5 protein-coding genes are annotated in these 23739 nt (G+C 72.4%); all 5 read left to right on the top strand.

Features of this window, described 5'->3' with window-relative positions:
- Positions 1 to 477 precede the first annotated feature (477 nt).
- A complete protein-coding gene (locus tag ACJX2R_RS43625) occupies positions 478 to 3351 on the top strand; it encodes an AAA family ATPase (protein ID WP_413104586.1) in 2874 nt (957 codons plus the stop codon).
- 157 nt (positions 3352 to 3508) lie between these two features.
- Entirely contained in the window at positions 3509 to 4381 is an 873-nt protein-coding gene (rfbA, locus tag ACJX2R_RS43630) for a glucose-1-phosphate thymidylyltransferase RfbA (protein WP_262705683.1), read from the top strand.
- 13 nt (positions 4382 to 4394) lie between these two features.
- Positions 4395 to 5369: a dTDP-glucose 4,6-dehydratase gene (rfbB, locus tag ACJX2R_RS43635; RefSeq protein ID WP_413104587.1), complete on the top strand. Its 975-nt coding sequence runs from the start codon at positions 4395 to 4397 to the stop codon at positions 5367 to 5369.
- Positions 5370 to 5503: 134 nt separating this feature from the next.
- Positions 5504 to 18712, top strand: coding sequence for a type I polyketide synthase (locus ACJX2R_RS43640; RefSeq protein WP_413104588.1), 13209 nt, complete (start codon positions 5504 to 5506; stop codon positions 18710 to 18712).
- Positions 18712 to 23730, top strand: a complete 5019-nt coding sequence (locus ACJX2R_RS43645; RefSeq protein ID WP_413104589.1) for a type I polyketide synthase — start codon at positions 18712 to 18714, stop codon at positions 23728 to 23730. Before ACJX2R_RS43640 ends, ACJX2R_RS43645 begins: the two co-directional genes overlap by 1 nt.
- Positions 23731 to 23739 lie beyond the last annotated feature (9 nt).

A 23739-nucleotide genomic window follows, 5' to 3' on the forward strand; every position in this document is an offset into this window, starting at 1 on the left:
AATCTCGCTGTCCGCTTTATGGCAGGAGAATTCCTGGCGAATCGCTTGCGGTTACCGAGGGCAACAGACATAAGAATCGCATTAGCGATCAAAACGGGCAAATAAATGTTCGAAACGGATCCCGGCGCGTCCCTATCGATGACCACTTGGTGCCGCGGGCAAGGATGTTATGGATTACCCCGGGTATGGCTAGGGGGTCTCGTGTATGCTGGCCCCTCCGAACAAATGCCCACGTGAACGGGGGTGGCGCAGGTTGTCAGGGTGTCGGTGTACTTCGGCTTCAACGTGCTGCCCCACGTAGGGGCGTCCCGCTCGCATCGCCTTTGTCGATCGTCGGGCAGTCCGCTCAGAATTGGTAGTTCGTTAACGATGATTTTACGTGCGGCGATGGTGGCGTGACCGGTGGGCGTATAGCTTGCTGGGAGGCGTTCGGACTGCCGTGAGCAGTGCTTCGCGTCGCATTCGGGGGTGCGAGCAATGGTGTTTTCATCGGCCAGAGCCAGACAATTCGACGCGCAATTCGAGAGACTTCGGCGAGCGTTTTCCAGATGTCTGTCCGGGGAGGCGGGCATCGTACTCGTCGAGGGCGCGGTCGGTTGTGGCAAGACCCATACGCTCGAAGCCGTCACGGCCCATGCGGCGAAGGCCGGAGCCCTCGTCCTCAAGGCGTACGGGACCTCGGCCGACCGGGCTCCGCTCGGCACCCTGCGCCAGCTCCTGGACTCGCCCCGGCTGCCCAGGGCGACCGCCGACCAGCTGCGCCGGGCACTCGGCCATGGCGCCCTCGACGCCGCACCGCCCCGGGAAACCCCAGGTGGCGACCCCGTTGGCGGGAACCCCGCCCATGTCCAGGGAGCCCGCGAGTTCCGCGCCGCACTCCATGAACTCGCCTCCCGTGAACCGGTGGTGATCTGCGTCGACGAACTCCAGCTCGTCGACGCGGCGTCACTTCAGTACCTGCTGTACCTGGCGACCCGTTCGCGCTCCGCCAAACTCCTCATGGTGTTCGCGCAGGCGACGGACAGCGAACGACAAGACGCCGTCTTCAATACCGAACTGCTGCGCCAGCCCAATTTCCAGCGGCTGCGGCTGGAGCGGCTGCCCTGGGACGAGACGGCGCATCTGCTCACCACCCGTCTGGGACTTCCGGATTCCACCGATGTCGCCTACACCTGGTATGAGGTAAGCGGCGGTAATCCGTTGTTGCTACGCGCGGTGATGGACGATTACCGCACCGCGGGGGCGCCCCCACGGCGCAGCCGCGCAGTGGAGCCCGTGGTGGGCGACATGTTTGTGCAGGCCGTGCTCACCTGTGTCTACCGCAGCGGGCGCACCGTCTCCCGGCTGGCCGAGGGCATCGCGGTGCTCGGGGCGTCCGCCTCCCTCGAACTCCTCGGCCGGCTGCTGCGCATCGGCCCCGCCGGAACCCGGCGCGGAGTCGCCGCGCTGGACGCGGCGGGCCTCGTCGACGGTCTCGCCTTCCGCCACCCGTATGTCGAGGCCGCGGTGCTGGAGGACATGGACCCCGAGGTCCGGCTGGACATGAACCGGCGCGCTGCCGTCCTGCTGCACCAGGGCGGTGGGGCGACCCTCGCCGTGGCTCGCCATCTGCTCGCCGCCCAGGCGGCCGACGAGCCCTGGGCGGTGCCGCTACTGCGGGACGCCGCGCAGCAGGCGCTCGCCGAGGACGACGCCAAGCTGGCGGTGGCCTGCCTGGAACTGGCGTACGCGGCCTGCGCGGACGAGGAACTGCGGGCCGGGATCAGGATCGGCACCGCCGGGATCATGTGGCGGCTCAACCCCTCGGCGTCCGAGCGGATGCTGGAGGAGCCGCTGGCCGCACTGTGCTCCGACCGGCTGCCCGCCTCCCATATCGGGCGGCTGATCGAGCTGTTGCTCGCCCACGGCCGGATCGAGGAGGCCCGCGCCGCCATCGGCCGGCTCAACGCCGTCATGAGCAAGGCGGGACCCACCTCGATGTCCCAGTTCCGGCTGACCGCCCGCTGGGCCCAGGAGTCCGGCGCGCAGGACCGGGCCCCCGGAGCCGCGGCGCGCCAGGGCGAGGACGGCGCCTCCCGTACGCAGCTCAGGTCCCGCAGGCCCTCCTCGCTGTCGACGATCACCGCGGCGTTCAGCGGCTTCTTCGGGCGCGGGGGGAGTGAGGAGTCGCCGGTGGCGGCGGCGGAGAAGGTGCTGGAGGTCTCGCCGCTCACCGACGCCACCTTCGAACCCATCGTCAACTCGGTGAACGCGCTGGTGTACGCGGGCCGCCCGGACAAGGCGGCGCCGTGGTGCGACGCGCTGATGGAGGAGGCCGAGCGGCGCCGGGCGCCGGGCTGGCGGGCCATCTTCGCCTCGATCCGCGCCGAAATCGCCCTGCGGCAGGGCAATCTCGTGGAGTCGGCGGCCTATGCGACCACCGCCCTGGAGATCGTGCCCGGCCGCGACGGAAGCGTCTTCATCGGCGGCCCCCTGGCCAGCCAGATCCTGGCGTACACGGAGATGGGCAAGCACGACGCGGCGGCGCGGCATCTGAGCCGCCCGGTCCCCGAGGCGCTGTTCAAGAGCATCTACGGACTGGGCTACACCCGCGCCCGGGGCCGCTACTACCTCGCCACCAACCGCATCAACGCGGCGCTCGGCGAATTCCTGATGGCCGGCCGGCTCGCCCAGCTGTGGGAGCTCGACCAGCCGGCACTGCTGCCCTGGCGGTCGGACGCCGCCGAGGCATGGCTGGAGCTCGGCGACCGGGAGAAGGCCGCCAACCTGGTCTCCGAGCAGCTGGCCAGGAACGGCGCCGGGGACTCCCGGGTCCGCGGCGTCTCCCTGCGGTTACTGGCCGCGGCGGGAGACATCGAGAACCGGTCCCGGCTGCTCGGCCAGGCCGTCGAGGAGCTGCAATGCTCCGGCGACCGCCTGGAGCTGGCCCGGGCGCTGGACGATCTGGGACGTACGCTGCGCGGATCCGGGGAGCTGGGGCGGGCCGACGCCATCATGGGCCGGGCCTGGCGGATGGCCAAGGAGTGCGGTGCCGAGGAGCTGTGCGCCCGGATCCGTCTCGACTCCGGTCTGGAGGCCCGCGATCCACGGTCGGTGGTGCGGCCGGTGTCCGGACCGCTCGGCCCGAAACCGGCGGTGCCGCCGTCCCTGGGCACCAAGCTCAGCGAATCCGAGGCCCGGGTGGCCGCCCTGGCGGTGGACGGTTATACGAACCGGGAAATAGCCGCCAGCCTGTTCATCACCATCAGCACGGTGGAACAGCATTTGACGCGGGTGTACCGCAAACTGAATATCAGGAGTCGGCAGCAGCTGCCGACCGCGCTCCGGGCCCAGGTGGACGAAATCGCCTGAGCGATGATGGGGATCGCCTGAGCGATGACGGGGGCGATGTCCCGCGGAAGGGGTGGCCGCATGCGGCCACCCCTGTTCCATGCCCACCCCTGATTACCCCCCTATCGCGGCGGCAGACCTGGAGCGCGGGCTGACCGCGTTGATAGCTTCTGGCCGCATGAAGGGCATAGTCCTCGCCGGAGGAAGCGGTACCCGACTGCATCCTTTGACACATGCGGTGTCGAAGCAGATCCTTCCCGTCTACAACAAGCCGATGATCTATTACCCGCTGTCGGTGCTCATGCTCGGCGGCGTCAGGGAAATCCAGATCATCTCGACCCCGCTCCATGTGGAGCTGTTCCGCGCGCTTCTCGGCGACGGCGGCCGACTGGGTCTTTCGATCGAGTACGCCGAGCAGCCCGAGGCCAATGGAATCGCCGAGGCATTCATCATCGGAGCCGAGTTCATCGGCGACGACCAGGTGGCGCTGGTCCTCGGCGACAATATCTTCCACGGGCCCGGGTTTTCGAAGATGCTGCACCATGAGGCAAGCCATGTCGACGGCTGTGTGCTCTTCGGCTACGGAGTCAAGGACCCCGAGCGCTACGGCGTCGGGGAAATGGACGAACAGGGACGTTTGATCTCCCTCGACGAGAAGCCGACCGCCCCCAAATCCAATCTGGCCATCACCGGTCTGTATCTCTACGACAACGACGTCGTGGACATCGCCAAGAACGTACGGCCCTCCGCACGCGGCGAACTGGAGATCACCGACGTCAACCGCGTCTATCTGGAACGCGGAAAGGCCAGACTGGTGGGGCTCGGCCGCGGATTCGCCTGGCTGGACACCGGAACCCATGACTCGCTGCTTCAGGCGGGCCAGTATGTGCAGCTTCTGGAGCAGCGCCAGGGCGTGCGGATCGCCTGTCTCGAGGAGATAGCCTTCCGGATGGGGTTCATCGACGCCGCCGCCTGCTATGAGCTCGGTGCGGAGCTCAGCAAGACGGACTACGGACAATATCTGATGGATATCGCGGCCAATAACCGCTGAAGGGTTGTCTCCAGTGCGCATAGTTGTGACCGGCGGCGCGGGCTTCATCGGCTCCCACTTCGTCCGGCAGACCTTGACAGGGGCGTACGCGGCCTGGGCGGACGCCCAGGTCGTGGTGGTCGACAAGCTCACCTACGCGGGCAACGAGGCCAACCTGGCCGAGGTCGCCGACAGCCCCCGGCTGCGCTTCGTACGCGGTGACATCTGCGACGGCGAGCTCGTCGGCGAGCTGCTGCGGAACACCGATCTGGTGGTCCACTTCGCCGCGGAATCGCATGTCGACCGCTCGATATCCGGCGCCGAGGAATTCGTGCGCACCAATGTCCTGGGCACCCACACCCTCCTCAACGCGGCCGCGAACGCGGAGGTCGGAAAGTTCGTCCACATCTCCACGGACGAGGTCTACGGCTCCATCGAAAGGGGCTCCTGGAGCGAGGAGGAACCCCTCGAACCCAACTCGCCGTATTCCGCCTCCAAGGCGTCCTCCGACCTGCTGGCACGGGCCTTCCACCGCACCCATGGGCTGCCCGTCTGCGTGACCCGCTGCTCCAACAACTACGGCCCGTACCAGCACCCCGAGAAGGTCATTCCGCTCTTCGTCACCAACCTCATGGACGGCAAACCGGTGCCGCTTTACGGCGACGGCGGGAATGTCCGGGACTGGCTGCATGTGGACGACCACTGCCGCGGTATCGCCCTGGTCGCCGAGAACGGCCGCCCGGGAGAGGTCTACAACATCGGAGGCGGCACCGAGCTGACCAATGTGGAACTCACGGAACGGCTGCTCGAACTGCTCGGCGCCGACCGGTCCCTGATCGAGCGGGTGCCCGACCGCAAGGGCCACGACCGCCGTTACTCGGTGGACATCGCGAAAATCTCCAGGGAACTCGGCTACCGACCGGAGATGTCGTTCGAGACCGGCCTTGCGGAAACCGCCAAGTGGTACATGGCACACCGCGGTTGGTGGGAACCGCTCAAGAAGATGTGACCACCCCTACCGGGGTTAGGGGTGGATGCGGTTAGGGGTGGTTGAGTCGACTCCCGCCCCATACCGTCGACTTCCGGATCATGGTCAGTCCAGTCGCGTCGGAATCTCAACTGAGAGAAGAGTCTGAGGTCGTGATGTCGGAGAACTCCCTGGTGCGTGACGGGCACATCGCGGTCGTCGGTATGGCATGTCGCGTACCGGGCGCATCGACCCCGGATGAGTTCCGGCAGTTGCTGCGCAATGGAGAGAGCGCCATCACCCAGATCCCGGCGGACCGGTATGCCGATGAGCTCCGGGACGCCGGTATTCGATTCGGTGGGTTCGTCGAAAGGGCAGCCGAGTTCGATCCGGAGTTCTTCGGGATTTCACCCCGAGAAGCAAGGGCTATGGATCCCCAGCAGCGGCTCGCGCTGGAACTGTGCTGGGAGGCCCTGGAAAACGCCGGACTCGTCCCGGCCCGGCTCGAGGGCAGCCGCACCGGCGTCTTCATCGGCGCCATCGCCGACGACTACGCGGCCCTGGTCCACCGCGGCGAACCGGCCGACATCACCCAGCACACGCTCACCGGGCTGAACCGCGGCATCATCGCCAACCGGGTCTCCTACGCCCTCGGACTGCGCGGCCCGAGCGTGGCCGTGGACACCGGGCAGTCCTCCTCCCTGGCCGCCGTGCACCTGGCCTGCGAGAGCCTGCGGCGCGGCGAGACCGAGACCGCCGTCGCGGGCGGCGTCCAGCTCAACCTCGCCCCCGACGGCTTCATCGCCGCCTCCCGGTTCGGCGCCCTCTCCCCGGACGGCCGCTCCTTCACCTTCGACGCCCGCGCCAACGGCTATGTGCGCGGCGAGGGCGGCGGCCTCGTGGTGCTCAAGCGGCTCCCGGACGCGCTGCGCGACGGCGACCCCGTGCTGTGTGTGATCCGCGGCTCCGACGCCAACAACGACGGCGGCGGCGACAGCCTCACCACCCCCGCCGCCCACGGACAGGAGGCCATGCTGCGCGCCGCCTACGAGCGCGCCGGAGTCGACCCCGCCCGGGTCCAGTACGTCGAACTGCACGGCACCGGGACCAAGGTCGGCGACCCGGTCGAGGCCGCGGCGCTGGGCGCGGTCCTCGGCGCCGGCCGGGCGGCCGGCGCGCCCCTGCGGGTCGGCTCCGCCAAGACCAACGTGGGCCACCTCGAAGGCGCGGCCGGAATCACCGGCCTCATCAAGGCGGTGCTCTCGCTCACCCACCGCGAGCTGTTCCCGAGCCTCAACCACGAGACACCGAACCCCGCGATCCCCCTGGACACCCTGGGCCTCACGGTCCAGACCACGCTCGACGCCTGGGCCATGGAGGCGGACGCCCCACGGCTCGCGGGCGTCAGCTCGTTCGGCATGGGCGGCACCAATGTGCACATGGTGCTGGAGGAGGCACCCGCCGACGGCCCGGCCGAGGAACGCCCGACGGGCCTCGACACGGTGCCGTGGGTGGTGTCGGGCCGTACCGAGGGCGCGTTGCGGGCGCAGGCACGGCGGCTGCGGTCGTATGTGGCGGCACGGCCTGAGCTGGACCCGGTGGATGTGGGCTACTCGCTGGCGGTGACCCGGTCCGCCTTCGGCCACCGCGCGGCGGTCGTCGGCCGTGACCGTGAGGAGCTGCTGAACGGCCTTGACCAGCTCGCCACGGGCGTGGTCCCGGGCGCGGTGGCGGGCCGTGGCGGCACGGCGTTCCTGTTCACCGGGCAGGGCGCTCAACGTCTCGGTATGGGGCGGGAGTTGTACGCCGTGTTTCCGGTGTTCGCGGCGGAGTTCGATGAGGTGTGCGCCGGGCTGGACCGTCATCTGGATGGTTCGGTGCGTGAGGTGGTCTTCGGTGAGGACGCCGGGGTGCTGGACCGGACGGTGTTCACTCAGACGGGGCTGTTCGCTCTGGAGGTGGCGTTGTTCCGGCTGGTGGAGTCCTGGGGTCTCGCGCCGGACTTCCTGGTGGGTCATTCGGTGGGGGAGTTGGCGGCGGCGCATGTGGCGGGGGTGTTCTCGCTGGAGGACGCCTGTGTGCTGGTGGCGGCGCGGGGGCGGCTGATGCAGGCGCTGCCGGAGGGCGGTGCCATGGTGTCGCTGAAGGCTCCGGAGGCGGATGTGCTGCCGCATCTGGCCGGTTATGAGGACCGGGTGAGTGTCGCGGCGGTCAATGGCCCGGCGTCGACCGTGGTCTCCGGTGAGGAGTCGGCGGTGCTCGCGGTGGCGGGGGCGGTGGGGGTCAAGAGCAAGCGGCTGAGCGTTTCGCACGCGTTTCACTCGCCGTTGATGGAGGGGATGCTGGCCGAGTTCGCCGAGGTGGCGGGCCGGATCACCTATGCCGCGCCGCGTATCGCGCTCGTCTCGAACGTCACGGGTGAGTTGGCGGGCGAGGAGGTGTGCTCGCCGGGGTACTGGGTGCGTCATGTGCGTCAGGCGGTCCGCTTCGGGGACGGCATACGGTTCCTCGAAGGGCAGGGTGTCACCCGCTTTGTGGAGCTCGGCCCGGCCGGTGTGCTCTCCGCCATGGGCCGCGAGTGCGTCTCCGGTCCGGCTGCGTTCGTACCGCTGCTGCGCAAGGACCGCGACGAGACCGAGGCGCTGCTCTCCGGCGTTGCCCAGGTGCACGCTCACGGTGGTGAGGTCGACTGGGAGGCGGTGTTCGCCGGGCGCGGTGCGCGTCGGGTGGAGTTGCCCACGTACGCCTTCCAGCGACAGCGCTACTGGCTGGACACCGACCTCCCCGGCACCGAGGACGCCGCCACCGACGAACCCCTTTCGTGGCGTGAGGAGTTCGCGGCCCTGACCGACGCCGCCGAGCGCGAGCGCGTGGCGCTGGAGCTCGTCCGTACGCACACCGCCTGGGTGCTGGGCTCCCCCGGACCCGACGCCGTCGACCCCGAGAAGATCTTCAAGGATCTCGGCCTCGACTCGCTGATGTCCGTCGAGCTGTGCAACCTCCTCGGCACCGCCACCGGAACACGGCTCGCCGGGACCGTCCTCTTCGACCACCCCACCCCGCTGGCCCTCTCCTACCACCTCCGGGACGTGGTGGCGGGCTCCCCGGCGGCCGTGGCCCCGCGCCCGGCCGCCACCCGGGCCACCACGGGCGACGACGACCCGATCGCCATCGTGGCGATGAGCTGCCGCCTCCCCGGCGGGGTGCGCACCCCCGAGCAGCTGTGGCAGTTGGTCAGCGAGGGCCGGGACGCCATCGCGGGCTTCCCCGCCAACCGGGGCTGGGACCTGGAAGGGCTCTACGACCCGGACCCGGCCCGCCACGGCACCAGCTATGTGCGCGAGGGCGGATTCCTCCACGAGGCCGACCAGTTCGACCCGGCCTTCTTCGGCATCAGCCCCCGCGAGGCCCAGGCGATGGATCCCCAGCAGCGGCTGCTGATGGAGACCGCGTGGGAGGCGTTCGAACGCGCCGGGATCGACCCCACCACGCTCAAGGGCAGCGACGCCGGTGTCTTCGTCGGCGCCATGCCGCAGGACTACGGGCCGCGGATGGACGAGGCGTCGGAAGGGTTCGAGGGCTATCTGCTGACCGGCGGTACCACCAGCGTCGCCTCCGGCCGGATCGCCTACACCTGGGGTCTCCAGGGCCCGGCGGTCACCGTCGACACGGCCTGCTCGTCCTCCTTGGTGGCCCTGCACATGGCCGTACGGTCGCTGCGCCAGGGCGAGTGCTCGCTGGCGCTGGCCGGCGGTGCCACCGTGATGTCCAGCCCCGGGATCTTCGTGGAGCTGAGCCGTCAGAAGGCGCTGTCGCCCGACGGCCGCTGCAAGGCGTTCTCGTCCGACGCCGACGGCACCGGCTGGGGCGAGGGCGTGGGCATGGTGCTGCTGGAGCGGCTGTCGGACGCGCGGCGCAACTGCCACCAGGTGCTGGCGCTGGTCCGTGGCTCCGCCACCAACCAGGACGGCGCGAGCAACGGCCTCACCGCCCCGAGCGGCCCGGCCCAGCAGCGGGTCATCCGGCAGGCGCTGGCCGACGCGTGGCTGAGCACGGCCGATGTGGACGCGGTCGAGGCACACGGCACCGGCACCTCGCTCGGCGACCCCATCGAGGCGGGTGCGCTGCTGGCCACGTACGGTCAGGACCGCGCCGAGGACCGGCCGCTGTGGCTGGGCTCGCTGAAGTCCAACATCGGCCACCCCCAGGCGGCCGCGGGCGTGGCCGGGGTCATCAAGATGGTGCTGGCGCTGCGCCACGGCGTACTGCCCCGGACCCTGCACATACACGAGCCCTCGCCGCATGTGGACTGGTCGTCCGGGGCCGTGGAACTGCTGACCGAGGCCCGGCCGTGGCCGGAGCCGGAGAGCGAGCGGCCACGCCGCGCGGGCGTGTCGTCCTTCGGGATCAGCGGCACCAACGCACACGCCATCCTGGAGCAGGCCCCGGCCGAACCGGCCGCCGGCCACGACGAGCCGCGCCCGGCGGCCCCGGCGCTGCCCGTGCTGCCCTGGGTGCTGTCCGGGCGCACCGAACAGGCCCTGCGCACCCGGGCCGAGCAACTGCGGGACCATCTGGCCGACCATCCCGGCACCGACCTCGCCGCGCTCGGCCACGCCCTCGCCACCACCCGTACGGCCTTCGGCCACCGGGCGGTGGTCGTCGGCCGGGACCGGGAACGGCTCCTGGACGGCCTCGGCGCGCTCGCGCAGGGCACCCCGGCGCCCCATGTGGTCAAGGGCACGGCGGGCGGCCGGCGGAAGACCGTGTTCGTCTTCCCAGGGCAGGGCTCGCAGTGGATCGGGATGGCACTCCCGCTGCGGGACGCCTCGCCGGTCTTCGGGGAGCGGCTTGAGGAGTGCGCCGATGCCCTGGAGCCGTTCCTGGACTGGTCGTTGCGCGATGTGCTGCGCGGTGAGCCGGGCGCGCCGTCGCTGTCCCGTATCGACGTGGTGCAGCCCGCGCTGTTCGCGGTGATGGTGTCGCTCGCGGCGCTGTGGCGGTCGTACGGCATCGAACCGGCCGCGGTGGTCGGCCACTCGCAGGGCGAGATCGCCGCCGCGTACGTGGCCGGAGGGCTCTCCCTGGAGGACGCCGCGAAGGTGGTGGCCCGGCGCAGCCAGGCGTGGGCCGAGCTGAGCGGCAAGGGTGGCATGCTCTCGGTGCTCGCGTCCGCCGGGACGGTCGCGGAGCGGCTGCGGCCGTGGAGCGAACGGCTCGGCATCGCCGCCGTCAACAGCCCCGCCACCGTGACCGTCTCCGGCGACCCGGAGGCCCTGGACGCCTTCATGGCCGAACTCGCCGCCGACGGGGTGAAGTCCCGCCGGGTGCCGGGCGTGGACACGGCCGGACACTCCCCGCAGGTCGACGGGTTGCGCGAGCGGCTGCTGCGCGAAGTGGCGGGGGTGCGGCCGCGCGCCTCGCGGACCGCGTACTACTCCACGGTGACCGGCGGGCCGCTGGACACCGTCGAGCTGGACACCGACTACTGGTACCGGAACATGCGCGAGCCGGTGGACTTCGAGCGGGCCACCCGGGCGCTGCTGGCCGACGGCCACACGGCGTTCATCGAATGCGCCCCGCACCCCATGCTCGCCATGTCGCTCCAGCAGACCATCGAGGACGCGGGCGGAAGCGCGGCCGTCGTCGGCACGCTGCGCCGGGACGAGGGCGACCCGGAGCGCTTCGCCGGCTCGTTCGCCGAGGCGTACGTCCAGGGTGTCGAGCCGTCGTGGGACGTGGCGTTCGGGGGCGCGCCGGGGCGTGGTGAGCGTGCCCTGGAGCTGCCGACGTATCCGTTCCAGCGGCAGCGGTACTGGCTGGACAAGCCGGTCGCGGCGAGCGATGTGGCGTCGGCCGGACTCGACGCCGCCGGGCATCCGCTGCTCGGCGCGGCGGTCCCGCTGGCGGGCGCGGACGACCACCTGTTCACCGGCCGGATCTCCGCACAGGACCACCCCTGGCTCACCGAGCGCACCGTTCCCGACGCGACCGTGCTCCCCGGCAGCGCCCTCGCCGAACTGGCGATCCGGGCGGGCGACCAGGTCGGCTGCGACCGGATCGAGGAACTGTCCCTGGACGCGCCGCTGGTACTGCCCGAGAGGGGCGCCGCGGTGATCCAGGTGCGCGTCGGCGCCCCGGACGGCGGGGGCTCGCGCGCCCTCAGCGTCCACGCGCGCGCCGAGGGCGCGGACTCCGACGAGCCATGGACGCGGTACGCCACGGCGGTCCTGGGCACCGGTGTCCGGGCCGCCGACATCGGCCTCGCCGCGTGGCCACCGGCCGACGCCGTCCCGGCGGAGGTGGCGGGCGGCGCGGTCGCCGCCTGGCGGCTCGGTGAGGACCGCTACGTCGAGGTCGGGCTGACCGAGGCCGAGGAGGCCGACGCCGGGCGCTACGGACTGCACCCGGTGCTGCTGGAGTCGGCACTCGACGCGGTGGAAGCCCCGGTCGGCAGTGGCGGCGGTGGCGATGGCCATGGCAGCGGCGCCGATGGCGACGGTGGCGGTGGCGATGGCCATGGCGGCGGCGCCGATGGCGACGGTGGCGATGGCCATGGCGGCGGTGGCGGAGCGCGGCTGGCGGTCGCATGGAGCGGTGTCGCCCTGCACGCCACCGGCGCCACGGCGCTGCGGGTGCGGTTGACGCCGACGGGTCCCGATACGTATGCGGTCGTCGCGGCCGACCTGAGCGGCGCCCCGGTGGCCTCGGTGGACCGGCTCGTGCTGCGCGCGGTGGCCACGCCCGACCCGATCGGCGGCCACTCCGCCCTCCACCCGTCGCTGTTCCGCCTGGAGTGGCCCGCGGTGTCCGCCGCCGACACCACCGCGACCGGGACCCCGGCGGCCTGGGCGGTGCTCGGTGACGATCCGCTCGGGCTCTCCGCGGCCGTGGAGGCGGTGCCCTACGACGAGACGGCGGACGCACCGGACGCGGTGCTGGTGCCGTGCGTCGCGGAGGGCGACGTCGATGTGGCGGAGGCGGCCCACGCCGCCACCCACCGAGCGCTGGCGCTGATCCAGCGCTGGATCTCCGATGAACGCCTCGCCACCTCCCGGCTGGTGTTCGTCACCCGCGGCGCGGTCGCGGCCACCCCCGGCGAAGAGGTACCGGATGTGGCCCACGGCGCCGTATGGGGCCTGGTGCGCTCGGCCCAGTCGGAACACCCCGGCCGCTTCGTCCTCGTGGACCTCGACGCCGAGCCGGAGTCGGCGACCGCCCTCCCGGCCGCGATCGCCTCCGGCGAACCCCAGTGCGCGGTCCGCGAGGGCCGGGTGCGGGCGCCCCGGCTGGGTCGGGTGGCGAGGGGAACGGAGGCCGCCGAGGCCGCCACCGGGGCAGCCGGGCTCGTCGACAGCCGTCGGCCGCTGGACCCCGAAGGCACCGTTCTCATCACCGGTGCCACCGGGACCCTCGGGGGGCTCGTCGCCCGCCATCTGGTGGGTGAGCACGGCGTACGGCATCTGCTGCTGGTCAGTCGGCGTGGGCCCGCGGCCGACGGTATGGGCGAACTCCGCTCCGAGCTGGCCGAGTTGGGGGCCACCGTCACCGTCGCCGCATGCGATGCCGCCGACCGGGAAGCGCTCGCCGGGCTTCTCGGTGCGATACCCGCCGCGCATCCGCTGACGGCCGTGATCCACGCGGCGGGGGTGCTCGACGACGGCGTCGTGGACGCGCTGAACCCCGAGCGGCTGGACCGGGTGCTGCGGCCCAAGGTGGACGCCGCGTGGAATCTGCACGAGCTGACCGCGGACCACGACCTGGCCGCGTTCGTGCTCTACTCCTCCGTCGTCGCCACCATCGGCAACGCCGGACAGGCCAACTACGCCGCCGCCAACGCCTTCCTGGACTCCCTCGCCCAGCACCGCGGGGCCCGTGGCCTGGCCGCCCAGTCCCTCGCCTGGGGCCTGTGGGAGCAGCGCAGCGGCATGAGCGGGCATCTGGACGAGGCCGATGTGCGGCGCATGGCGCGCTCCGGTATCGGTCCGCTGCCCAGCGCGGAGGGCATGGAGCTCTTCGACGCGGCGCGGGCGGCGGGCGATGCCATGCTCGTGCCCGTCCGGCTCGACCTGGCCGATCTGCGCAAGCGCGCCGCGAGCGCCGCCGCCACCCCTGGCCAGGACGCCGTACCGGCCTATCTGCGCGGCCTGGTCCGGACGCCGGTCCGCCGCGTCGTACGGGCCGGTGGTGGCGGGGCCGCGGCCACCGACGAGAGCTCGTTCGGGCGGCGGCTGGCCGCACTGCCGGCGGCGGACCGGGACCCGTTCCTGCTGGACCTGGTGCGGGAACACGCGGCGGGCGTGCTGGGGCTCGCCGCCCCGGACGACATCGAGGCCACCCGCGCCTTCCGTGAGGTCGGCTTCGACTCCCTGACCGCCGTGGAGTTGCGCAACCGGCTGGGCGCCGCCACCGGGCTGCGGCTGCCGACCACCCTCCTCTTCGACTACCCGACCCCCGCCGTGCTGGTGGAACACTTGCGGCGCGAGGCACTGGGCGAGCGGGCGGAAGTGGCGGCCGTGGTGGCCGCCGTCCGCCCCGCCGACGACGATCCGATCGCCATCGTGGCCATGAGCTGCCGACTGCCCGGCGGGGTCCGCGGCCCCGAGGACCTGTGGGAGCTGGTGGCGGACGGCCGCGATGTGATCTCGACCTTCCCGACCGACCGCGGCTGGAACGTCGAGGAGCTCTACGACCCCAACCCCGATACGCCGGGCAGGAGTTACGCCAAGGAAGGCGGCTTCCTCTACGACGCCTACGACTTCGACCCCGAGTTCTTCGGGATCTCCCCGCGCGAGGCGCTGGCCATGGACCCGCAGCAGCGGTTGCTGCTGGAGACCTCCTGGGAGGCGCTGGAGCGCGCCGGGATCGACCCGCACTCCACGAAGGGCAGCACGGCGGGCGTGTTCATCGGCTCCACCGGCCAGGACTACGCCTCGCGGCTGGGCGAGATACCCGAGGACATGGAGGGGTATCTGCTGACCGGCAAGGCCGCCAGTGTGGTCTCCGGCCGCATCGCCTACTCCCTCGGTTGGGAGGGCCCGGCGCTCACCATCGACACCGCGTGCTCCTCTTCCCTGGTCGCCATCCACCAGGCGGCGCAGGCACTGCGCCAGGGCGAATGCTCGATGGCGCTGGCGGGTGGCACGACGATGATGTCGACGCCGAGTCTCTTCATCGAGTTCAGCAGGCAGCGCGGGCTCGCCCCCGACGGCAGGTCGAAGGCGTTCTCCTCCGACACCGACGGCACCAGCTGGGGCGAGGGAGTCAGCATGGTGCTCCTGGAGCGGCTGTCCGACGCGCGAAGCCACGGCCACGAGGTGCTGGCGCTGGTGCGCGGCTCGGCCGTCAACCAGGACGGCGCAAGCAACGGCCTGACCGCCCCCAACGGCCCCTCCCAGCAGCGGGTGATCCGGCAGGCGCTGGCGAACGCCGGGCTGTCGGCAGCCGAGGTGGACGCCGTCGAGGCGCACGGCACCGGCACCACGCTCGGCGACCCGATCGAGGCCCAGGCCATCCTCGCCACCTACGGCCAGGGCCGGGAGACCGAACGGCCGCTGAGGCTGGGCGCGTTGAAGTCCAACATAGGCCACACCCAGGGCGCGGCCGGTGGCGCCGGTGTGATCAAGATGGTCATGGCGATGCGCCACGGCCTGCTGCCCAGGACGCTCCACGTCAAGGAGCCCACCCCGCATGTGGACTGGTCGGCGGGGGCGGTGGAGCTGCTGACCGAGGCCAGGGAGTGGCCCACGGGCGAGCGGGTGCGGCGCGCCGGGGTGTCCGCCTTCGGCATCAGCGGCACCAACGCCCACCTCATCCTGGAGGAACCGCCCGCCGCCCCGGCCACCGAACCGTCCGCCGAACCGGAGGCGGAGCCGTCCGTGCGCACCGATGTGGTGCCGTGGGTGGTGTCGGGCCGTACCGAGGGCGCGTTGCGGGCGCAGGCGGAGCGGCTGCGGTCGTATGTGGTGGCGCGGCCTGAGCTGGAACCGGTGGATGTGGGCTACTCGCTGGCGGTGACCCGGTCCGCCTTCGGCCACCGCGCGGCGGTCGTCGGCCGTGACCAGCAGGAACTGCTGAGTGGCCTTGACCAGCTCGCCACGGGCATCACCCCGGGCACGGTGGCTGACGACGAGGGCAGGACGGCGTTCCTGTTCACCGGGCAGGGCGCTCAACGTCTCGGTATGGGGCGGGAGTTGTACGCCGTGTTTCCGGTGTTCGCGGCGGTGTTCGACGAGGTGTGCGCCGGGCTGGACCGTCATTTGGATGGTTCGGTGCGTGAGGTGGTCTTCGGTGAGGACGCCGGGGTGCTGGACTGGACGGTGTTCACTCAGACGGGGCTGTTCGCTCTGGAGGTGGCGTTGTTCCGGCTGGTGGAGTCCTGGGGTCTCGCGCCGGACTTCCTGGTGGGTCATTCGGTGGGGGAGTTGGCGGCGGCGCATGTGGCGGGGGTGTTCTCGCTGGAGGACGCCTGTGTGCTGGTGGCGGCGCGGGGGCGGCTGATGCAGGCGCTGCCGGAGGGCGGTGCGATGGTGTCGCTGAAGGCTCCGGAGGCGGATGTGCTGCCGCATCTGGCCGGTTATGAGGACCGGGTGAGTGTCGCGGCGGTCAATGGCCCGGCGTCGACCGTGGTCTCCGGTGAGGAGTCGGCGGTGCTCGCGGTGGCGGAGGCGGTGGGGGTCAAGAGCAAGCGGCTGAGCGTTTCGCACGCGTTTCACTCACCGTTGATGGAGGGGATGCTGGCCGAGTTCGCCGAGGCGGCGGGCCGGATCACCTATGCCGCGCCGCGTATCGCGCTCGTCTCGAACCTCACGGGCGAGTTGGCGGGCGAGGAGGTGTGCTCGTCGGAGTACTGGGTGCGCCATGTGCGTCAGGCGGTCCGCTTCGGGGACGGCATACGGTCCCTCGAAGGGCAGGGTGTCACCCGCTATGTGGAGCTCGGCCCGGCCGGTGTGCTCTCCGCCATGGGCCAGGAATGCGTCTCCGGTCCGGCCGCGTTCATCCCCCTCTTGCGCAAGGACCGCGACGAGACCGAGGCGCTGCTCTCCGGTGTCGCCCAGGTGCACGCCCATGGCGGAGACGTGGACTGGGAGGCGGTGTTCGCCGGGCGCGGTGCGCTTCGGGTGGAGCTGCCCACGTACGCCTTCCAGCGACAGCGCTACTGGTTCGGCCCCGCCACGCCGGGAACGCCGACCGTCGCCGCCACCACGGACGCGTCTTCCGTTGAGGCCCGCTTCTGGGAGGCGGTCGAGCGTGAGGATCTGGAGGCGCTGACCACCACCCTGGAGATCGACCAGCAGGCGCGGCTCGGTGAGTTGCTGCCCGCGCTCTCCTCCTGGCGCCGTGGTCAGAGCGACCGCGCCACCGTGGACTCCTGGCGCTACCGGATCACCTGGTCCCCGGTGGCCGTCGAGGAGCGTACGGCGCCGCTGTCCGGCACCTGGTGGGTGGCCGTGCCGGAGGGACGGGCGGACGGCGCGCGGGCCGCCACCGTGGCGGCCGCCCTCGACCGGCGCGGGGCGCGCGTCGTACCCCTCACCGTGGCCACCACCGGCCGTGACGCGCTCGCCGCGCGGCTGCGCCACGAGACGGACACCGGTGGCACACCGGCCGGTGTCCTCTCGCTGCTCGCCCTCGACGACGATCCGCACCCCGAACACACCGCGCTCACCACCGGTCTGGCGCTCAACGTCGACCTGATCCAGGCGCTGGGCGATGCGGGGATCGCCGCACCGCTGTGGCTCGCCACCACCGGTGCCGTCTCGGTGAGCGGATCCGATCCGCTCGGCCGCCCGGCACAGGCCGCCACCTGGGGCCTCGGCCGGGTCGTGGCCCTGGAGCACCCCCAGCGGTGGGGCGGTCTGGTCGACCTCCCCGGGGACCTCCACGAGCGCACGGCTGACCGGCTGTGCGCCGCGCTCTCCGGCATCGCAGGCGACGGCGGTCCGGAGGACCAACTCGCCCTCCGCGACGCCGGGGTGTTCGTCCGGCGGCTGGTCCGGGCGCCGCTGCGCACACCGGGCCGGGAGAGCTGGAAGCCGCATGGCACCGTGCTGATCACCGGGGGCACCGGCGGGCTCGGCGCCCAGGTGGCCCGCTGGCTGGCCCGCTCCGGTGCCGAACATCTGGTGCTGACCAGCCGCCGTGGCATGGCGGCGCCCGGAGCCGCCGAACTGCGCGACGAACTGATCGCGCTGGGCGAGGGCGGTGTCCGGGTGACGGTGGCGGCGTGCGACGTCCGCGACCGCGGCGAGGTGACGGCGCTGCTGCGCCGGATCACCACCGGGGGCGACCCGGTGCACGCCGTATTCCACGCGGCGGGCGTCGTGGAGTTCTCGCAGCTCGCCGACAGTACGGTGGCCGACTTCGCGGAGATGGCGGACGGCAAGGTGCTGGGCGCCGCCCATCTGGACGCGCTGCTGGACCAGGACCACCTCGAGGCGTTCGTGCTCTTCTCGTCCATCGCCGCCACCTGGGGGAGCGGCGGGCAGAGCGCCTACGCGGCGGCCAACGCCTTCCTGGACGCCCTCGCCGAGCACCGCGAGGCACGCGGTCTCCCCGCCACCTCGGTGGCCTGGGGCCCCTGGGCCGACCACGGCATGATCGAGCACGGCGAGGTGGCGGAGCACCTGAGCCGCCGAGGGCTGCCCGCGATGGCACCGGAGTTGGCGGTGGCCGCGCTGGGCGAGGCGCTGCACACCGGCGAGACCTCCCTCGTCCTCGCCGATGTGCGCTGGGACCGCTTCGTCCCCGGCTTCACCGCCGCGCGCCCCCGGCCGCTGATCGGCGAGCTGCCGGAGGTGCGCGACGCCCTCGCCACCGCCATCGCGGCCCCCGACGCCACCGGGCCGGACGACGTGGCGGACACCTTCCTGGCGAGCCTCGCGGGCCTGACGGGCGAGGATCTGGACCGGGCGCTGCGGGATCTGGTGCACGCCCAGGCGGCGGCCGTGCTCGGCCACTCCTCGTCCGACGCGGTCGCAGGCGGCCGCCCGTTCAAGGAGCTGGGCTTCGACTCGCTCACCGCCGTCGAACTGCGCAACCGGCTGGCCGCGGTCACCGGACTGGACCTGCCCGCCACCCTCGTCTTCGACTATCCGGCGCCCGCACCACTGGCCGAATACCTACGCGGCGAGCTGCCGTCGGCCCGCCCGGCGGACGCGCGCACCCTCCTCGACGACCTGGACCGGTGGGAGTCCGCGCTGCCGGAACTGATGGCCGACGACGGGGTGCGGGAGCGGCTGGCGGGGCGTCTGAACGACCTCATGGCGAAGTTGGGCGGCACGCCCGTGGAACACACCGGCGGGCCGTCCCCCGACACCGGCCTCCTCTCCGCCACCGCCGACGAGGTCTTCGACTTCATCGACAACGAATTCGGGGCTTCCTGATGGCGAACGAGAACGAAGAAAAACTCCTCACCTACCTCAAGCGGGTCTCCTCCGACCTCAAGCAGGCCCGTGACCGGCTGGAGCGGATCGAGGCCGACGAGCGGGAGCCGATCGCCATCGTCTCGATGGGCTGCCGCTTCCCCGGCGGTGTCCGCTCGGCGGAGGATCTGTGGCGGCTGGTGGCCGAGGGCCGGGACGCGATCTCGGAGTTCCCCGCCAACCGGGGCTGGGACGTCGATGGCCTCTACGACCCCGACCCGGGCCGGTCCGGCACCTGCAACACCCGCGAAGGCGGCTTCGTCCACGACGCCGACCAGTTCGACCCGGCCTTCTTCGGCATCTCCCCGCGCGAGGCGCTGGCCATGGACCCGCAGCAGCGGCTGCTGCTGGAGGTGTCATGGGAGGCGATCGAACGCGCGGGCATCGACCCGCTCTCGCTGAAGGGCACCAGGGCCGGGGTGTATGTGGGGCTCGCCTCGTTCCAGTACGGCGGGGACCCGCAGTACGCCCCGCGGAGCGTCGAGGGCCATCTGCTCATCGGCAACGTCTCCAGCGTGGCCTCCGGCCGGATCTCCTACACCCTCGGCCTCGAAGGACCGGCCATCACCCTGGACACCGCGTGCTCGTCCTCGCTGGTGACCATGCATCTGGCGGCCCAGGCGCTGCGCCGTGGCGAATGCTCGCTGGCGCTGGCCGGAGGGGCGGCGGTCATGGCCACCCCCGGTGTCTTCGTCGAGTTCAGCCATCAGCGCGGACTGGCCGCCAACGGCCGCTGCAAGTCCTTCGCCGCGGGCGCCGACGGCACCGGCTGGGGCGAGGGCGCGGGCATGGTGCTGCTGGAGCGGCTGTCCGACGCCCGCCGCAACGGACACCCCGTCCTCGCCGTGCTGCGCTCCAGCGCCATGAACCAGGACGGCGCCAGCAACGGCCTCGCCGCGCCCAACGGCCCCGCCCAGCGCCGGGTCATCGAGGCGGCGCTGACCGCCGCCGGGCTCACGGTGGACGACGTCGACGCCGTCGAGGCCCACGGCACGGGCACCGCGCTCGGCGATCCCATCGAGGCGGGCGCGCTGCTCGCCACCTACGGCAAGGGCCGCACCTCCGGCCGGCCGCTGTGGCTCGGCTCGCTCAAGTCCAACATCGGCCACACCCAGGCAGCGGCCGGGGTCGGCGGCGTCATCAAGACGGTGATGGCGCTGCGCCACGGCACGCTGCCGAAGACGCTCCATGTCGAGCAGGCGTCCCCGGCCGTCAACTGGTCCTCCGGCGCGGTGGAGTTGCTGACCGAGGCCCGGGAGTGGCCCGAGCGTGGCCGTCCGCGCCGCGCCGGGGTGTCCGCTTTCGGCGTGAGCGGCACCAACGCCCATGTCATCCTCGAACAGGCCCCGGCCGAGGGGGAGGACGACGAAGAAGGCACCCACGCCCTCGACGGGACCGCGCTCGGTGGCTCCGCCGTCCCCTGGGTGCTCTCCGGCAGGAGCGAAGCGGCCCTGCGGGCGCAGGCGGAGCGGCTGCTGGCCCATCTGCGCGAGTGCCCCGAGTCGTCCCCGGCCGATGTCGGCCACTCGCTCGCCACCGGACGGTCGGCCTTCGAATACCGCGCCGCGGCGGTGGGCGCGGACCGCTCTCAACTGCTGGGCCAGCTTGAGGTGTTGGCCTCCGGCGGGGTGTCCGCGGGCGTGGTGCGCGGCGAGGGCGCGGCGGTGCCGGAGGCCCGTCCGGTGTTCGTGTTTCCGGGGCAGGGGTCGCAGTGGGTGGGGATGGCGGTGGGGTTGCTGGGTGCTTCGCCGGTGTTCGCGGGTCGGTTGGCGGAGTGTGAGGTGGCGCTGTCGGGGTTTGTGGACTGGTCGTTGACGGATGTGCTGGGGGATGAGGAGGCGTTGGGGCGGGTGGATGTGGTGCAGCCGGCGTTGTGGGCGGTGATGGTGTCGTTGGCGGAGGTGTGGCGGGCGTGTGGGGTGGCTCCGGCCGCTGTGGTGGGGCATTCGCAGGGGGAGATCGCGGCTGCGGTGGTGGCGGGTGCGCTGTCGCTGGAGGACGGGGCGCGGGTCGTGGCGCTGCGCTCGCAGGCCATCGGGCGCGGGCTGGCCGGACAGGGCGGCATGATGTCCGTGTCGCTCCCGGCCGAGGAGGTGCGGGAGCGGATCGCCGCCTGGGACGGTCGTATCTCCGTGGCGGCGGTCAATGGTCCGGGTTCGATCGTGGTGTCCGGTGACCCGGAGGCGCTGCGCGAGCTCCAGGCGGAGTGCGAGGCCGAGGGCGTACGGGCGAAGCTGATCCCGGTGGACTACGCCTCGCACTCCGCGCAGGTGGAGAAGATCCACGACGAGCTGCTGCGGATCCTCGCCCCCATCCGCCCCCGCACCTCGCGGATCGTCTTCCACTCGACCGTGACCGGTGAACCCCTGGACACGGCTGGGCTCGACGCCGCCTACTGGGCGCGCAACCTGCGGGAGACCGTACGGCTCGAAGCGGCCACGCGGGCGCTGCTCACCAGCGGCCACCGGCTGTTCGTGGAGGTGAGCCCGCACCCCGTGCTGGCCGCCGCCATCGAGGCCACCGTCGAGGCCGCCGAGGGCTCGGCCGCCGTCATCGGCACCCTGCGCCGCGAGGAGGACGGCCCCGAGCGGATGCTGCTCTCGCTCGCCCAGGGCTACGTCCACGGCGCGGAGGTGGACTGGCGGGGGCTGTTCGCGGGGCGCGGCGCCAGGCGTGTCGACCTTCCCACGTACGCGTTCCAGCGCACCCGCTACTGGGTCGAACCCCAGACCGGGCCCGTCACCGAGGCGGCCACCGGCCCGGCGGAGACGGAATTCTGGACCGCGGTCGAGAAGGCCGACCTGGACGCGCTGACGGCCACATTGGGCGCGGCTGCCGACGCACCGCTCAGCGAGGTGCTTCCGCTGCTCTCGTCGTGGCGGTCCCGGCTGAGCGACCAGGCAATGCTCGACTCGTGGCGCTATCGCATCGGCTGGCAGCCGCTCGACGCCGAGCGAACCGCCACGCTCCCCGCCCGCCTGCTGGTGGTGCTCCCCGCTGAGGCCGGGGCCGCCGACACCGGGGCCACCGACACCGGGACCGCCGCGGCTGGGTCCGTCAGCTCGGGGGCCGCCGCGACCGGGGCCGCCGCGGCTGGATCCGCCACCGCCGAGCCCGCCACCGCCGGGGCCATCACCGCCGGGCTCGCCGCGCTCGGCATCGAGGTCGTTCCCCTACGCATCGGCCCGGACGACACCGACCGCGCCCCGCTCGCCACCCGTATCACCGAGGCCATCGGGGACGCCGGGGCGCCCGGCGGAGTGGTGTCCCTGCTCGCTCTCGACGAGGCTCCGCATCCGGAACACCCCGACGTCCCCACTGGGTTCGCCACCACCCTCGACCTGGTGCGGGCGCTGGGCGAGGCGGGTGTCGACGCGCCGCTGTGGTGTGTCACCCGCGGGGCCGTCTCGACCGGCGGCGCCGACCGCGTCGAAGCCCCGGCCCAAGCCCTCGTCTGGGGCCTGGGCAGCGCGGTCGCCCTGGAGCATCCACAGCGCTGGGGCGGTCTGATCGATCTGCCCGGCAAGCTCGACGAGGGTGCCTTCCTGGCCCTCGCCCGTGCCTTGACCGGCCGGGACGGCGAGGACCAGTTGGCCGTACGCGCCTCGGGCACGCTCGCCCGGCGGCTCAGGCGGGCCGGGACCAACCGCTCCGGTGAGCGCTGGCAGCCCTGCGGCACCGTCCTCATCACCGGTGGCACCGGGGGCGTCGGCGCCCAGATCGCCCGCGGGCTGGTCGACGAGGGCGCCGAACACGTGGTGCTCGTCAGCCGTCGCGGGCCCTCGGCCCCGGGCGCGGCCGAACTGGAGGCCGAACTGACCGAGCGCGGCGCCCGGGTGACCGTCGCCGCGTGCGATGTGGCCGACCGCGAGGCGCTGGCACATCTGCTGGACCAGGTCGCGGGCGACGGCGCGGACCACCCGCTCACCGCCGTGGTGCACGCCGCGGGCGCGCTGGACGACGCCACCGTCGACGCGCTCACCCCCGAGCGGATCGAGGCCGTACTGCGCCCCAAGGTGGCAGGCGCACGCCATCTGCACGAACTCACGCGGGACCGGGGCCGCGATCGGGGCCGGGGCCGGGGCCGCGATCGGGACCAGGGCCGGGACCTGGACGCGTTCGTCCTGATCTCCTCGATCGCGGGCACCGTGGGCGCTGCCGGACAGGGCAACTACGCGGCGGCCAGCGCGTATCTCGACGCGCTCGCGCAACTGCGCCGCGCGGACGGCCTGCCCGCCACCTCGGTGGCCTGGAGCGCCTGGGCGGGCGGCGGAATGATCGACGGCGAGGTGGCGGACCAGTTGCGACGCCGCGGCGCGCCGCCCATCGACGGCGCACGGGCGCTGGAGCTGCTGCGGCAGACGGTCGCGCGGGGCGATGGCTTCCTCGTCGCGGCCGACATCGACTGGGGCCGTTTCGCCCCCGCCCTGTCCGCCCTCCGCCCCCTGCCGCTGCTCGCCGACCTCCCCGAAGCGGGCGGCACCGGGCGGGGCCCGGCCGGGGCGGAGCGGGAGGAGGCCGGTGGCGCCGCCGCGCTGCGCACACGGCTCGCGGAGCTCAGCCCGGCCGACCGCCACACCGCCCTCGTGGAGCTGGTGAGCGAGCAGGCGGCCGCGGCCCTCGGCTACGCCGACGCGGGCGCGGTCGAGACCGGACGGGCCTTCAAGGAGCTGGGCTTCGACTCGCTCACCGCCGTCGATCTGCGCAACCGGCTGAACGCCGCCACCGGGCTGCGGCTGCCGGTCACCCTCGTCTTCGACTACCCGACCGCCGACGACCTCGCCGTGCTGCTGCGGGACGAACTCCTGCCATCGGGCGGGGAGTCCGTGGACACCGCCGCGCTCGCCGAGCTCGACCGCGTCCAGTCCACCCTCGCCGCCCTGGAGCTGGAAGACATCGAATCGGCCACCGACGACGAGATGTTCGAGCTGCTCGACGGGATGTTCGAGCTGCTGGGCCGGGATCTGACGGCCCCATGAACCGCCGCG

Source organism: Streptomyces sp. Inha503 (assembly GCF_047215865.1).
Lineage (GTDB): Bacteria > Actinomycetota > Actinomycetes > Streptomycetales > Streptomycetaceae > Streptomyces > Streptomyces lycopersici.